This is a genomic window from Mesorhizobium alhagi CCNWXJ12-2, from assembly GCF_000236565.1.
GTDB lineage: Bacteria > Pseudomonadota > Alphaproteobacteria > Rhizobiales > Rhizobiaceae > Allomesorhizobium > Allomesorhizobium alhagi.
In genome coordinates, this window is the sequence record NZ_AHAM01000330.1 from 1 (window position 1) to 14,976 (window position 14,976).

A 14,976-nucleotide genomic window follows, 5' to 3' on the forward strand; every position below is an offset into this window, starting at 1 on the left:
CGTGCTCAATGTCGCCTATCCGCTCGCTCCGGTCAGCAAGGATGCAGTCGGCGGGGCCGAGCAGGTGCTGGTGGCGCTGGACAAGGCGCTTGTCGAAGCCGGCCATCGCTCGATCGTGCTGGCCTGCGAGGGATCGAGCGTTGCCGGAACGCTGTTTGCCGTGCCGGCCGAAAGCGGCATGCTGGACGAGGCAGCCCGGCAGCGCGCCCACGCTCGCCACCGGAAGGCGATCACAGCGGTGCGGCGGCGCTGGCCGGTCGATCTCGTGCACCTGCACGGCATCGACTTCCATGCCTACCTGCCGGATGACGGCCCCACGCTTGTGACGCTGCATCTGCCGCTGGACTGGTATCCGCCGGGGACGCTCAGTCCGGCAAGGGACGATCTCTGGATGCATGCCGTCTCGGAATCGCAGCAGGCCAGCGCACCGGCCGGCGCAAAGCTCAAGCCGCCGATCCCGAACGGCGTCGACATCGAGACGCTCGACTGCAGCCATAGCCGGCGCGACTTCGCCCTTGTGCTAGGCCGCATCTGTCCTGAAAAGGGCGCGCACCTGGCGCTCGACGCTGCACGTCTGGCCGGGCTGTCGCTGATCGTCGGAGGCCAAGTCTATCGCTACCAATGGCACGAGCGGTATTTCTCGGAAGAGATACTGCCCCGGCTCGACCAGCGGCGGCGCTTCCTCGGCCCGCTCGGATTCCGGCGCAAGCGCCGCTTCCTCAATGCGGCGCGCTGTCTGGTGGTGCCGAGCCTTGCCGCCGAGACGAGTTCGCTGGTGGCGATGGAAGCGCTCGCCTGCGGAACGCCGGTGGTGGCCTTCCCGAACGGCGCGCTGCCCGACGTCATCGAGCACGGCCGCACCGGCTTTCTCGTCAACGACGTCGCCGAAATGGCCGATGCGATGATCGCGGCAAGAGACCTTGATCCGGAAGAATGCCGGGCGGCGGCGCGAAAGCGCTTTTCGCTCGACCGCATGGCCGCCGCCTATCTGGATGTTTACAAAGCCTTGGCCGCGAGTGGCCGCAAGGAGGCGGTCCTCCCGGCGGCCGCTATGTGAGCGCGATGCCGCTGCGGGCCGAGATCGTCACAGACAGTGGGGCATTCGAAGCGCTTGCACCACAGTGGTGGGGACTGTGGCGGCGCTGCCCGTCCGCCACGCCATTCCAGACGCCGGCTTGGCTGCTGCCCTGGTGGCGGCATTTCGCGCCGGGCGATCGCCGTGTGGAGGGAAGACCGCCTCATCGGTCTCGCGCCTGGAACCAATGGGTAGCGGAATTGTTGATGCTGTGGTCCGCACGGAGGGAAGAGACGTGCCGCCGAAATCGATGGACGCCGTTCTGAAGCATTTGCCGCTCAGGATCGGCGCTTACGTGCCCGACGATCTCCTGGAAGACTGGTTTGCCCCCGGAACCGGCATGAAGCCGGCCAGCGATCAGGCGCTCAGCGCGGCAAAGGCCTATGGCTGGCGCTTCGAATGCGAGTTCAAATACTACCCGGAGCGCATGGAAGGGGTGTTCTGGAAATGGGTTCCAGCGATCTGAGCCGGCAGCCGGCTCTATGGGGTTCCGGAACCAAACCAGCGGCATCTTTGGATGGTGATGTGAGCGGCGATCTCCGCCAGCTAATAAAGGCGGGTGCCTGTCACCAAGGCAAGGAGAACGCTTTGAGGTTTGTGTAACTTTTCATCGCCTCGATAACGCCTTCCTTGTAGCCGTTGCCGCTGTCCTTGATGCCGCCGAAGGGGGACATCTCGATGCGGTAGCCCGGCACTTCCCAGATGTTGACAGTTCCGACCTTCAGGCCGGCGATGTATTTCTGCATGCGGCGAAAGTCGTTGGTGCAGACGCCCGACGACAACCCGAAGGCAGTCGAGTTGGAGAGTGCGATCATAGCATCGTCATCGTCGGGGGCGCGGATGATCGGGATGATCGGGCCGAAAGTTTCTTCCATCACCAACTCGGACTGGTGGGGCACGCGGTCGACGACGATCGGCGGCAACAACGCGCCCCTGCGGCCTGGATTGTAGAGCACTTCGGCGCCTTGTTCCTCGGCCATATGGACGCGAGCCTCGAACAGCGCCGCCGCCTTTTCGTGAACGACGGTGCCGAGATCGATGTCGCGGTCCATCGGATCGCCAAATCGGATTTTCTTGGCGCGCTCCAGCACCAGCGGGACAAAACGGTCGGCGACGCTCTCCTGGCACAATATGCGCTTCACCGCCGTGCAGCGCTGACCGGAATTTTTGGTGGCGCCGGCGACGGCGAGATCGGCCGCCTTGGCCAGGTCGTCGTCGGAGAGATCATTGAGGATGATCAGCGGATCGTTGCCGCCGAGTTCCAGCACGGCGCGGCGGTAGCCAGCCGTATTGGCGATCATTTTTCCGACCGGCACGCCGCCGGTGAATGTAATCGATTCGATGTTGTCGTTGGTGATCATCTCCATGCCGATGTCGGCCGGCCAGCCGGTGACGACGGAGAGCATTTCCGGCGGCAGGCCGGCCTCATAAAGGATGTCGGCAAGGATCAGCGCGGTCATCGGCGTCAGTTCGGTTGGCTTTACCACCACGCAATTGTTGGTGGCGATGGCTGGCGCAACCTTGTGCGAGACCATGTTGAGCGGATGGTTGAACGGCGTGATCGCCGAAATCGCCTTCAGCGGCTCGCGCGTCGTGAAGATCTTGCGTGCCTTGCCGTGCGGGGTCAGGTCGCAGGAGAATATCTGGCCGTCGTCTTGGATGCACATCTGCGCCGACAGCGTGAACACGTCATAGGCGCGGCCGATTTCATAGAGCGAATCGGCTTTCGAAATGCCGAGTTCCAGTGTGATCAGGTCGGAGATCTCCTCGCGACGCGAAGCAAGCGCATCGGCGGTCCGAAACAGGATCTGCTGACGCTCGTAGCGCGTCAGCTTCGATGTGTAGTTGGCCGCAATCTCGAAAGCCTGGCGCGCATGCTCGGCACGGCCAGCCGGAACCGTTCCGATCACCGCATTGGTATAAGGATAGTGAACATTGACGACGCCATCTGCATTGACCATGCGCCCGGCGATGCGCATCGGTTCGTGACGAACGGTGAACGCAGCTTCGGCCTTGGTCATGGTCAGGCTCCGACAGGCAGGGCCGCAGCTATCGCGGCATAGTGAAAGGCGTCGAAATTACGAAGCGCCGGCGCATGCGGCAGATCGTGCAGCCTGCGGTTGACGATGAACGGCACCGCCTGCTCGGTCAGTCCGCCATGCGAACGCAGGGGCTCGTCGAGCGCCGCCAGATCATGCCGATGCGCGCTGGTGCCGATCGTCTTATTCTCCGAAGAAACGAGCACAATGTCGCCGATGCGATCGGAGGGCAGTTCGAAGCGCTCGCAGGCGGCCGCATTGTCGATGACGACATCGATGCCGTCGATCGCCGCCAGCCTGGCCATGACGTCGGCCCGGTCGCAGCCTTCCGGCAGATAGGCGGTGGCGAACGAGCCGAGTGCGCCGTGATGCACGACATAGGGATCGGTGATCGGCAGGATGACGCGGGCGGCGTCATTGCCGAGCCACTCGTCGAGCTGATCCTGGACATAGACGACGTCCGGCGAACCGTCAGCCCTGTGCTTGGGTTTCATGCCGTGGTCTGCGGTCACTACGATTGCGGCGCCCAGCGCGTCGAGTTCGGCAAGATACTTGTCGAACATTTCGTAGAAGGCGTTGGCCTGGGGCGTCCCTGGCGCATATTTGTGCTGCACATAATCGGTCGTCGTCAGATACATCACGTCCGGCTTGAACCACTTCAAAAGTTCGACGCCGGCGGCGAAGACGAATTCCGACAGTTCGGCCGAATAGACTTCCGGCACCGGCAGGCCGAAATGCTTCGAGGCATTGTCGATGCCGTGCTCGGCCAAGGTCGTTGTGTCCGACTTCTCCGCCGAAAAGCACATCGCGCGGCCGCCGGCGAAGTCGAGCCCATGGCCGAGCAGCGCGCGCAGCTTGTCCTTGGCGGTGACCACCGCGACCCGGGCGCCGGCATCGCAATAGGCCTTGAAGATGGTCGGCGCGCGCAAGAAGCGCGGGTCGTTCATCATCACTTCCTTGCCGGTCTCGCGCTCGTAAAGGTAGTTGCCGCAGATGCCGTGGACCGATGGCGGACGGCCGGTGGCGATCGACAAATTGTTCGGATTGGTGAAGCTCGGGATGACGCTGTAGGCCGTGCGCACCGTGCCCTTTTCCTTGATCCGGACCAAGGCCGGCATCAGCCCGGCCTTGATGGCTTCGTCGAGATAAGCCGGCTCGCAGCCGTCGAGGCAGATCCCGATTGCCGGCACACGCGGCCAGGCATAGGACCGCCCATTGACGGACACGGTGACGGGGGACATCTGGTTCATCGGCGTTCCCTGGCTTGGGGCGGGCCGAGCACTGACAGTGCCTACCGCCTCGGATATCGTTCGAGGTCTATCTGGACCCAAACCAATCCATTTGCCAAATTGCAATTCTGAATTGAATCGATAGGTCGCTGCTATAGTTCGTCGCCAGCTTGCTCTCGCCAAGCGGCTGCTCAGGGTCGACCCGGCCGCAGAACGAAGAAGGCAGGTTTGGCCCAGTAAGGCTTGCGCATCTCCACTTCACAGACTTTGATCCTGACTTCGCCGCGAGTGAGCCTTTGGAGCGGCTTGCGCGGGCGGGAGGTTCTCACGGAGGATGAGGTCCATCTTGAACGGCCGATGTCCGGCGCGCTGCCCCGACAGTTCTTCCGGTGTGAGGGAAAATTGCGCGAGAGCCTCGCTGATGATCGCGTCCGGGTCCGAATTGATCACCGCATCCATCGTGCCTTCGATCAGCAGGCGCCGGGTATCGGGCGTCAGGCCGTGGCCGATGAAGACGATCTGCCCCGCTTTGTTGCGCTCGCGCAGCGCTCGGGCAATTCCGTCCGAGGATCCGCCGACATTATAGATGCCGGCCATATCCGGATTCTGCTCCAGCAACGAAAGCGTATGGCGGTAATTCTCATTGCGATCGTCGTGGCCTTCGCGCATCCCGATCACCCTGAGACCCGGATGCGCTTCCTCGATCAGGCCGAGAAAGCCCATTTCGCGTTCAGCGTGGGCTCTGTAGTTGCGGCTTCCGGCCACCAGTGCGACGCTGCCCTGGCTCGGGCGGCAGAACCGCCCGAGCAGATGGGCCGCAGTGCGTCCCGCCGCCTGATTGTCGAGGCCGATATAGGCTTCCCGACTCGGATGCGGCAGGTCCGACACGATCGTGACGAGCCGCGTGCCGCCAGCGCTGACCTCCTCCGCTGCCTCGCGCACCAGTGGATGGTCGATCGCCATGAAGGCAATGCCATCCGCCCACCGGGCATGGTGACGGATCGCAGCGGCCAGCGCCGCGGCGTCGAAGCTCTCGATGAAGAAGCAGCGCAAAGGCGCGGCCTCGCGCGAGCGCGTGTCGGCCACGGCCCGCACCTTCTCGCCGAGCAGCCTGAGATACGGATTCGTCCCCATCGGCAGCAGGAAGGCGACATTGGGCGGGCGCGGCTTGGCAAGGCGCGCATGTTCGGCCTCGCTCATGTAACCCAGATCCAGCGCCGTCTTCAGCACCCGCTCCACCGTGCGCGTCTTCACCCCCTTGCGCCGGTTGAGCACCCGGTCGACCGTAGCGAGCGAAACGCCTGCGGCCTTGGCCACATCCGCCATAGACGGCGCGCCGGAATCGGATAACACGTCAAAACACCTCAAAAGTAAACGTTTGACGTGAAGCATCACGCTTCCTAGCCTTGTGTCAAGAGGCGCTGCGATGGAGGAGACAAATACGCATCGCTGCCTCGACAAACGTCAAAACACGTCATGGGAGGATGTGATGAATTCAATCAGGATTACCCGGCGCGGCGTGCTGGCGTTGGGACTAGGCGCCGGCGCCGCCACAATCGCGCCTCGCCTTGCGCGGGCGCAGTCGGTCACGCTGCGCTATGGCCACAACAACGAGCCGGCGAGCGTCGCCGGCGCGCAGGCCGACTGGTTCGCCGAGGCGGTCGGCAAACATTCGGGCGGCGACCTGGCCGTCCAGGTCTTCCCGGCCTCGCAGCTTGGCAAGCTCCAGGAATTGGCGGAAGCCGTATCGCTCGGCGCAATCGCCTTTTCGCACAACACCGCCGGCGGCATCGGCTCGCTCTACGAGCCCTTCGCCGCGCTCGACACCCCCTATCTCTACCGCGACGTCGATCACCTCATGAAGGTTATGGACATCAACTCGCCGGTCATGCAGGAGCTGAACACCGGCCTGATCGAGGCGGCCAATGTGCGGGTCATCTACGCGCATTATTTCGGCCGTCGGAACCTGACCGCCAACAAGGCGGTCTACAAGCCTTCCGATCTCGCCGGCGAAAAAATCCGCGCCGTGCCGTTCCCGATCTATACCACCGCCGTCGAGGGCATGGGCGCCGCGGCCGTGCCGGTTGACTGGTCGGAAGTGCCGACTGCGCTGGCCACCGGCGTCGTGGCCGGGCAGGAAAACCCGGTCAACGTGGTCTTGAACGTCAAGCTCTATGAGGTGCAGTCGCACCTGATGCTGACCGGGCACATGTCGAACGCCGAAGTCGTCGTGATGAACGAGGACGCCTGGCAGGGGTTGTCGGACCCGCAGAAGGAGGCGGTCGCCGCCGCTTCGCTCGAGATCCGTGATCGCGCGACAAAGGCCATCCAGGAGAATGAGGAAAAGGACACGCAGGCCTTGCGCGACAAAGGTATGACGGTGATCGGTCCGGAGGACGGATTGGATGTCGAGGCATTCCAGGCGTCTGTGAGCAAGCTGGTCGAAGAGCGCTTCGGCGGGAAGTACGGCGCGCTCTACGAGAAGATCAAGGCGATCGCCTGATCGGGCAGACAGGCGGAGGCGGACAGATATGAGCGGGATCGCGACCCCCGGCGCGGGCAGCAGGGCATTGGAGACGGTCGCGCTCGCCTGTCGCACGGTCGCCATGCTGTTCCTTGCGCTGCTGAGCGTCCTCATCGTGGCGCAAGTGGTCGGCCGCAACGTCTTCGACCTCGGCATGCCCTGGGCCGACGAACTGGCCCGCGTCAGCGGCATCGCGCTCGTCTTCCTGTGCGTGCCGCTGCTGGCCCTGCGCGGCCGGCATGTCGCGGTCGACATGGTGCCGATGCTCCTGCCGCCGCGTGCTCGGCGTGTGTTCCTGTTCGCGACGGAGGTCATGGTGTTGGCTTTCTGCGTTCTGGCGCTCTACGGGCTGCAGGCGTTCCTCCCTCGGGCCGGCAAGTTCGCGACGCCCGCCATGGGCATCTCCAACTGGCTCGTTTATGCCCCCGCAGTCATCGGTTTCGCCCTGATGGCGATCGTGACGCTGCTCCGTCTGGCCACACTCATGCGCGGCGAAGAGCCGGCGCGCCCGGAAATAACCGCGCTATGAGCCTCGTTCTCGTCATCGTTTTCCTGGCGGCGCTGATTGCCGGGGCGCCGATTGCCGTCGCACTCGGGCTTGCCTCGGGCGTCGCCATCATCGCGTTCGATCTTCCAATCCACGTGCTGGCGCAGCGGGCGGTCAATGCGCTCGATTCGACGCCGCTGCTGGCCGTGCCGCTCTTCATCCTCGCCGCGAGCCTGCTCAACGCGATCGGCGTGACGACGCATATTTTTGATCTCGTCCGGCTCGTCGTCGGCCGCATCCGCGGCGCGGTGGCGCAGGTATCGATCCTCGTCAGCCTGATCTTTTCCGGGGTGTCGGGCGCGGCTCTTGCCGACATAGGCGCGCTCGGCAAGATCCAGATCGACCAGATGACCGGGCAGGGCTACCGCAAGAGCTTCGCGGCCGGCATCACGATGGCCGCAGCCACCATCGGCCCGATCTTTCCGCCTTCGATCCCGATCATCATCTATGCGAGCGTCACGAACGTCTCGGCGGTACAGCTTCTCGTCGCCGGCATCGTGCCGGCGCTGATCATCACATTTTTCCTGATGGCGCAGGTCGCGATCATGGCGCGGCTCTACGACCTGCCGCGCGACACGGTGAGCCCGTCATTGCGCGCCGTGGCGAAAAAGGCGGTGATCTCCTTCCCCGCGCTGCTTGCGCCGGTGCTGCTGATCGGCGGATTGCTCAGCGGCTATTTCGGGCCGACGGAGGTTGCGGGCGTCACGGTCGCCTATGCGCTGGCGATCGGCTTTGGAGTCTACCGCACGCTGACATGGCGAGCGGTTTGGGAGAGCCTGCGCGAGACGGTCGAGGCGACTTCCGGCATACTCTTCATCGTCTCGACGGCGGCCGTATTCGCCTGGGTGCTGACGCTCGACCAGGTGCCTGCAAGGGCGGGCGAATTTCTGCTCGGGCTCTCCGACAATGCCTTCGTCCTGCTCCTGCTGGTTAATATCCTTCTGCTGATCGTCGGCATGTTCCTGGAATCGATCGCCGCCATCCTGATCATCGCCCCGATCGTCGCGCCCGCCCTGCATGCGGCGGGAGTCGATCCGTTGCAGCTCGGCATCGTCTTCGTGCTCAACCTGATGATCGGCCTGCTGACGCCGCCGGTCGGCATGAGCCTCTACATGGTGTCGATCGTCGCAAAGATGCCGGTGCATTCCGTCATTCGCGGCGTGCTGCCTTTCTTCATTCCGCTGATCCTCTCGCTGCTGGTCGTTTCCGCCGTTCCCGCGGTGTCGACCTGGCTGCCCAAACTCATCACGCAATAGGATTTCACATGAGCAGGTTTCTAGGCCCGATCCGTCAGCTCGGCTACGTGGTCGACGATATCGAGGCCGCCATGGCCCACTGGCACGAGGTGATGGGCGTTGGCCCCTGGTTCTACAATCCGAAAGTGCCGATCGAGGATTATCGCTACGAGGACAAATCCTACGAGGTGCACAATTCGGTCGCGCTCGCCAATAGCGGATCGATGCAGGTGGAACTGATCCAGACGCGCAACGACGCGCCGTCGATGTATCGCGATTTCATGCGCGCCGGCCATCGCGGCCTGCAGCACGTCGCCTACTGGACGCAAACCTATGACGCCGATCTCGCGCGCATGGAAGCTCGGGGCTTTCGCCGCAAGATGAGCGGCAAGGTCGGCGCGAACGGCCGCTTCGTCTATTTCGACCGGGAAGCCCACCCCGGCACGGTGATCGAACTCTCGGAGGTGCTCGGACCGAAAGGGCGCATGTTCGACATGATCCGCGAGGCCGCGCAGGATTGGGACGGGGCAAACCCGGTACGGCCTTTCCCCGATCTTTCGGCGATCTGAGGCAAAGATGAAGCCCGCAACGATCGAAGCCTCCTACCTGATCGAGACGCCGCTCGAACCCGCGGCGGTGGCGGCGATCATGGCCGGAGAACAGAGCAGCGGCACCTTCGTGCGCGTCGCCGGCGAGACCGACGAACTGCGCCGGCGCGCGGCGGCGCAAGTGCTCTCGGTCGAGGAACTGGAGCCCGCAGCAGCGCCGAGCCTTTCCAGCGCTTGGCTCGAACGCCAGCGCGCGCAGGGGCCTTGGCGCAGGGCGAAGGTGCGCATCGCCTTTCCGGCCGTCAACATCGGCGCGAACCTTCCGACTCTCGCAGCGACGGTAGCCGGCAACCTTTACGACCTCGGCGAGGTCACGGGCCTGAAGCTGCTCGGTGTCGATTTTCCGCAGGACTACCGCATGCGCTTCGAACTGCCCGCGCTCGGTATCGAAGGTACGCGCGAGCGGCTGAATGTTCACGGCCGTCCATTCTTCGGCACGATCATCAAGCCGAATGTCGGCATGTCGGCGGATCAGATCGCCGACCTTGTGGCGCTTCTGTGCGAGGCCGGCGTCGACTTCATCAAGGACGACGAGATCTGCGCCGACCCGGACCACGCGCCGCTTCACCTGCGCGTGTCGGCGGTCATGGCAAAAGTGCGGGCCTATCGCGACCGCACCGGCCGCGACGTGATGGTCGCCTTCAATATCACCGACGAGACCGACGCCATGCGCCGCCACGCCGAACTGGTGGAGCGGGAAGGGGGCTCTTGCGTGATGGTGAGCCTCAACTGGTGCGGCCTGTCCGGCGTCCAGACGCTCCGCCGCGCAACGCCGCTGGCGCTTCACGGCCATCGCAACGGCTATGGCGCCTTCGGCCGGCATCCGGCGCTCGGCATCGGCTTCGATGCCTACCAGGCGCTCTACCGGCTGGCCGGCGTCGACCACATGCATGTGCACGGCATCGGCGGAAAATTCTCCGATGCGGCCGAAGAGGTCGAGGCGGCGGCAAGGCGCTGCCTGAAGCCGCTCGCGGCGGATGCGCCAGACGCCTCGGATGCGGTGCTGCCGGTCTTCTCCTCCGGCCAGTGGTCCGGCACATTGCCGCGCACATGGGAGGCTGTCGGCGCAGCCGACTTCATGTTCCTCGCCGGCGGCGGCATCCTGGCCCATCCGGATGGGCCGGCAGCCGGTGTCGCGAGCCTGAGGCAGGCCTGGGAAGCCGTCGCCGAAGGCCGGGACCTCGCAGCCGCTGCCGCGACACGCCCTGAGCTTGCCGCTGCGCTCTCCTTCTTCGGGCGCTGACCGTGGCGGTCGACTATCTCTTCATCGGCGACGATTTCACCGGTGCGTCCGACACGCTGGCGACGTTGGCCGAGGCCGGACGCCGCGTCCGACTGTTCCTGCACCCCCCAGATCCCGCCGCCGTCTCGGCCGAGCGGCTCGATGCGGTGGGCATTGCCACTGACCTGCGCGCCTTACCGCCCCGACGGATCGCGGACCGGCTCGACGTGCTCGCGGAAACCGTTGCGGCGTTGTCGCCGCGCATCATCCACTACAAGGTCTGCTCCACCTTCGATTCGTCGCCGACCGTCGGCAGCATCGGCGCTGCCGTCCTGGCGCTCGAACGCCATCTTGATCCCGCGCTCACGGCCATCGTCGGCGGCCAGCCCAGTCTTGGCCGGTATTGCCTCTTCGGCAATCTGTTTGCACGCGGGCCGGACGGCGCGGTCCACCGCATCGATCGCCACCCGGTGATGAGCCGCCATCCCGTCACGCCGATGGCCGAGGCGGATTTGCGCGTGCATCTCGCAGCCCAGGGGCTCGACGGATTGGTCCTTGAGGCTTGGCAGTCCCTTGGCGACGGGCTTGCCGCGCGCCTGTCGGCGCATCTGGCCGCCCCACGCCCGCGCATCCTCTTCGACGCCGCAGTGCAGTCCGATGTAAACCGGATCGGCAGAGCCTTGCACAATCTCGAGGTCGGCGGCGGTCCATTGCTCCTCGTCGGCGCGAGCAGTGTCGCCGAGGCTTTCATCGCAGGCTCCGATCATCCAATAGCGGACGCTTCGCGGCCCTCGTCCGCTTCGACGATTTCAACGGGCGGCCCATGCCTCGTGCTCGCGGGCAGCCGCTCGGCGATTACCGCCGCTCAGGTCGATGCCGCACGCATGTTCCATCGCATTCCGATCCGCCGCGCCGACCTTGCCGACGCGGTTTTCCAGGATCTGGCCGCTGACTCGGCCTCCTGGCTGGAGCGCGGCAGCAACGTGCTTCTCCATCTCCTCCCCGAAGAGGATTACCGCCTGTCCGGCGGCGAACTGGCCGATCGTCTCGCCACGCTCGCATCGGCTGTGCTGGACCGCCATCCGGTCCGCGCACTCGGCATCGCCGGCGGCGACACATCGAGCGCCATCGTCCATCGGCTCGGCTTCGAGAGCCTTGCCTTCCTCCACCGGATGGATCCCGGCGTGGCCCTTTGCGCAAGCCGTTCATCCCTGGCGGTTCGCGATGGGGTGATCCTGCTCCTCAAAGGCGGCCAGGTCGGGCAACCCGACATTTTCGACCGCTTCGCCACCTTTTTCCGGGCTGGCGGTCTCGCTTGAACCAGAACGTCAGCCTCAGCCCTTCACTGCGGATCCGACGATGCTGTCGACGAAAAACCGTTGCAGGAAAACGAACAGGGCCAGCGGCGGCAGCACGGCAAGCGTGGCGCCGGCCATCACCAGATTGGTGTTCATCGCGCCGCGATTGTAGCTCAGGAGCCGGCTGAGGCTGATGACGATCGGGTACTGATCGCCGCTCCCCTGCAGCACTGTCAGCGGCCACAGATAGCTGTTCCAGTGATAGACAAAGGCGAACAGCGCCAGTGCGGCGATCGCCGGCGTGACGGTCGGCGCGACGATGCTGAACAGAATTCGCATTTCCGACGCGCCGTCCATGCGCGCCGCATCGATCAGATCGTCAGGTACGCCGGCGATGAACTGGCGCATGAGGAAGATGCCGAACGCATTGGCGAGATTGGGAAGTATCACGCCCGCCAGGCTGGCATTGAGGCCAAGCGAGCCGACGATCCGGTAGAGAGGGATCAGGGTGACGATGGGCGGCAGGAACATCGTCGCGATCAGAACCGAAAACAGCAGATTGCGGCCGCGGAAACGGTATTTCGCAAAGGCGTAGCCGGCCATCAGGCTGGTCAGGAGGATGCCGGCTGTCGTCACCGTTGCGATGATCATGGAATTCCACATCGACCGCCCGACATTTATGACTCCGGCGACCTTCTCGTAGGCTTCGAAGTTCGGCGATTGCGGGATCCAGACCGGCGGCACCTGCATGCTCTCGGCGGTGGTCTTGAAACTGGAAAGCACCATCCAGACCAGCGGGAACGCCGAGGCGACGACCAGCGCAAGCATCAGCGTGGCGATGAGGGCATCGCCCGCGGTCGGCCGTTTCCGCCGGAAGAACAGCCCCTGCCGCGGCGCCTGGTCGATGGCGGCGCTCATTCGTCGTCTTTCCGTCTGGCAAGGGCGAAGAGCGCGAAAATCACCACGATCAGCGACAGCATCAGCATCACCGCCATGGCCGAGCCCAAGCCGCCCTGCGCCCGTTCGATGCCGACGCGGCGGATGTGATAGGTCAGCACATTGGTCGATCCGACAGGCCCGCCCTGGGTGATCAGGGCCACCGGCTCGAACACCTGCACGGCATTGATGATGGCAATGACCGCACTGAACAGAAGCGTGCGCCGGAGCAGGGGCAATGTGATCGCATAGAACTGCTGGAAGGCGTTTGCCCCGTCGATTCTGGCGGCCTCATAGAGGCTGTGCGGGATCTGCGTCAGCCCGGCGATCGCCAGTACGGTGAAATAGCCGACCTGCTGCCAGACATTCAGGAAGACGATGGAGACCAGGGCGGTATCGGGAGACGACAGCCAGGGCTGCGGCCCGACGCCGATCCAGCCGAGCATCTGGTTGAAAGGTCCTTCGGTCGGCGAATAGAGTTTCGACCAGACCAGCGCCACGGCGATCATCGGCACCATGTAGGTGGAAAACAGCACGGTCCGCAAAACACTACCGCCGGCGACGTGGCGTTGGTGGACGAGGAGCCCCAGCCCGACCGAGAGCGGCAAGATCAGCACGATCGACAGCGCCGTGTAGATCGCCGTGTTGAGGAATGCGCCCTTGAAATCGCGCCCGACGGAAGTCGGTCCGAAAATCTCGAAGAAATTGTCGAGGCCGATGAATCGCGCTGTCTGAAATCCGGTCTGCGTCGACCAGTGCTGCAGCGACAGCCAGAGCGTCAGGGCCATCGGCAACAGGATGAACACGCCGATCAGGGCAACGGCGGGGGTGAGCATCGCCCACACGGAGCCGCTATAGGATCTCGTCATGAAACTGCCCTTCGGCGCAGCGGAAGCCGACGATACGCTGCTTCCGCCACCGGCGTGTAGAGGCTATTGGGCGGCACGCTCGAGAATGGAGACGGCGTCGGCCTGCGCATTCGCCTGCGCTTCCTTGGCCGAGACCTGCCCATATTGCAGCGCCTCGATCGTCTGCTGAAGGGATTCGCTGAACTCCTGCCCGCCGAGCACCACCGGGAACGGCTTGGCGTCGGCAAGCACGCTTACATAGCCGGAAAGGAAATCCGAGCCGAGCCTGTCCTTCAAGGCTTCAACGTCGGAGCTGCGCGATGGCAAAATGCCCATCGACATCAGGATATCCGCCATCGCCGACGCGCCTTTCGGTCCGGATTCCGGGCTGTTCAGCCATGCGAGGAAATCCCAGGCCGCCTTCTGCTCGGCTTCGCCGGCTCCGGCATTGACGACGGTCATCCATGAATAGGAGATCGAGCGCGGCTTGTCGCCGCTCGGCCCGACCGGGATCGGCGCGGTGCCTATGTCGGAGAATTTCTCGCCCATGCCGGCCTTCAGCGCGCTTTCCCACCAATTGGCCATGATGATCATGCCGGTCTTGCCGGATACGAAATTGTCGAGGAAAGGCCCGGTCGTGTTGGCGTCGGCGGTTCCCATCGCCGGATCGGTGACGCCCGCCGTGATCAAGTCCTCGTAGAGCTGGAAGGTTTCTCCCGCCGCCTTGCTGTCGAGGGCCGGCTTGCCGTCGACGACCAGATCGCCGCCATTGGAGACCAGCAATGAGGAGAACGGGTGCACGACGCCCGCCGCCCATGAATTGATCATGCCGAAGCCTTGCTGGCCGGCATCCTTCTTCGTCAGCTTGGCTGCGGCGTCCTTCAATTCATCCCAGGTTTTCGGCGGCGCCGAAATCCCACCCTCGCTGAACAGCGCCTTGTTGTAGTTCAGCGCATAGACGTCGATCTCGTTGGGAATGCCGTAGAGCGTGCCGCCGACGCTGGCTGCCGAGACGATGCCCGCCGGCCAAGCGCCTTTAACCTCGCTCGCTACGGCGTCGGGCGCGGGAGCGACGAGCTTGTCGCGCGCCAGTTCAGGCAGCCACAGATCGTAGATGCCGGCAATCGTAGCGCCCTCCGAGTCGCCGCCCTGCGAGCGCAAGGTGGTCAGAAGGTCTCCGAACGGAACGGCGCGCACCGTCACCGCGACATCGGGATTGGTCTTGGCGTACTCCTTGGCCGCGTTCTCGAGCAGGGCGACCGTTTCGGGCGCCCAGTGGGTGAGATACGAGATGTTGACCGGCTCGGCCCAGGCGGCAGTCGGCAGGGCCATGACGCCGGCCGCAAGCGCACATTTGATCGTCCACGCGAGTTTCATGAAGTCCTCCCAGCTGACCGCGATTGCGTTCCCATGAC

14 protein-coding genes are annotated in these 14,976 nt (G+C 64.4%); 8 read left to right on the forward strand and 6 right to left on the reverse strand.

Annotated elements, in window-relative coordinates:
• Position 1: 1 nt before the first annotated feature.
• Together MAXJ12_RS32965 and MAXJ12_RS32970 are read left to right on the forward strand one after the other, a co-directional pair.
• Complete coding sequence (locus MAXJ12_RS32965; RefSeq protein ID WP_008840579.1) at positions 2-1,057, forward strand: glycosyltransferase family 4 protein; 1,056 nt, start codon at positions 2-4, stop codon at positions 1,055-1,057.
• A gap of 268 nt (positions 1,058-1,325) precedes the next feature.
• On the forward strand, positions 1,326-1,541 hold the full coding sequence (locus MAXJ12_RS32970) for a hypothetical protein (RefSeq protein WP_008840580.1): 216 nt from the start codon (positions 1,326-1,328) through the stop codon (positions 1,539-1,541).
• Between the two features lie 100 nt (positions 1,542-1,641).
• Here MAXJ12_RS32970 and phnY read toward each other — a convergent pair whose 3' ends face one another.
• The 3 genes from phnY to MAXJ12_RS32985 all read right to left on the reverse strand — a co-directional run bounded on the left by phnY (position 1,642) and on the right by MAXJ12_RS32985 (position 5,669).
• A complete protein-coding gene (gene phnY / locus MAXJ12_RS32975; protein WP_008840581.1) occupies positions 1,642-3,096 on the reverse strand; it encodes a phosphonoacetaldehyde dehydrogenase in 1,455 nt (484 codons plus the stop codon).
• 2 nt (positions 3,097-3,098) lie between these two features.
• Entirely contained in the window at positions 3,099-4,364 is a 1,266-nt protein-coding gene (gene phnA, locus MAXJ12_RS32980; protein WP_008840582.1) for a phosphonoacetate hydrolase, read from the reverse strand.
• Positions 4,365-4,601: 237 nt separating this feature from the next.
• Entirely contained in the window at positions 4,602-5,669 is a 1,068-nt protein-coding gene (locus MAXJ12_RS32985) for a LacI family DNA-binding transcriptional regulator (RefSeq protein WP_008840583.1), read from the reverse strand.
• Positions 5,670-5,832: 163 nt separating this feature from the next.
• On the opposite strand from MAXJ12_RS32985, the gene MAXJ12_RS32990 reads away from it, so the two are divergent.
• The 6 genes from MAXJ12_RS32990 to MAXJ12_RS33015 are packed head-to-tail and all read left to right on the forward strand — an operon-like array spanning position 5,833 to position 11,798.
• Positions 5,833-6,846 (forward strand): TRAP transporter substrate-binding protein, encoded by a 1,014-nt coding sequence (locus tag MAXJ12_RS32990; RefSeq protein ID WP_008840584.1) that lies wholly within the window; start codon positions 5,833-5,835, stop codon positions 6,844-6,846.
• A gap of 28 nt (positions 6,847-6,874) precedes the next feature.
• Positions 6,875-7,396, forward strand: coding sequence for a TRAP transporter small permease (locus tag MAXJ12_RS32995; protein WP_008840585.1), 522 nt, complete (start codon positions 6,875-6,877; stop codon positions 7,394-7,396).
• The gene (locus tag MAXJ12_RS33000) at positions 7,393-8,670 is read left to right on the forward strand and encodes a TRAP transporter large permease (RefSeq protein ID WP_008840586.1); all 1,278 of its coding nucleotides are present in this window, start codon (positions 7,393-7,395) and stop codon (positions 8,668-8,670) included. Before MAXJ12_RS32995 ends, MAXJ12_RS33000 begins: the two co-directional genes overlap by 4 nt.
• 8 nt (positions 8,671-8,678) lie before the next feature.
• On the forward strand, positions 8,679-9,218 hold the full coding sequence (locus MAXJ12_RS33005) for a VOC family protein (RefSeq protein ID WP_008840587.1): 540 nt from the start codon (positions 8,679-8,681) through the stop codon (positions 9,216-9,218).
• Positions 9,219-9,225: 7 nt separating this feature from the next.
• Positions 9,226-10,500, forward strand: coding sequence for a RuBisCO large subunit C-terminal-like domain-containing protein (locus MAXJ12_RS33010; protein ID WP_008840588.1), 1,275 nt, complete (start codon positions 9,226-9,228; stop codon positions 10,498-10,500).
• 2 nt (positions 10,501-10,502) lie between these two features.
• Entirely contained in the window at positions 10,503-11,798 is a 1,296-nt protein-coding gene (locus MAXJ12_RS33015) for a four-carbon acid sugar kinase family protein (protein WP_008840589.1), read from the forward strand.
• A gap of 15 nt (positions 11,799-11,813) precedes the next feature.
• Here the strand turns inward: MAXJ12_RS33015 and MAXJ12_RS33020 are convergent, their stop codons facing one another.
• The 3 genes from MAXJ12_RS33020 to MAXJ12_RS33030 form a co-directional block, all read right to left on the reverse strand.
• Positions 11,814-12,695, reverse strand: a complete 882-nt coding sequence (locus MAXJ12_RS33020) for a carbohydrate ABC transporter permease (RefSeq protein ID WP_008840590.1) — start codon at positions 12,693-12,695, stop codon at positions 11,814-11,816.
• Positions 12,692-13,582: a carbohydrate ABC transporter permease gene (locus MAXJ12_RS33025; RefSeq protein WP_008840591.1), complete on the reverse strand. Its 891-nt coding sequence runs from the start codon at positions 13,580-13,582 to the stop codon at positions 12,692-12,694. Before MAXJ12_RS33025 ends, MAXJ12_RS33020 begins: the two co-directional genes overlap by 4 nt.
• Positions 13,583-13,645: 63 nt before the next feature.
• Positions 13,646-14,938 (reverse strand): extracellular solute-binding protein, encoded by a 1,293-nt coding sequence (locus tag MAXJ12_RS33030; protein WP_008840592.1) that lies wholly within the window; start codon positions 14,936-14,938, stop codon positions 13,646-13,648.
• Positions 14,939-14,976: the final 38 nt, after the last annotated feature.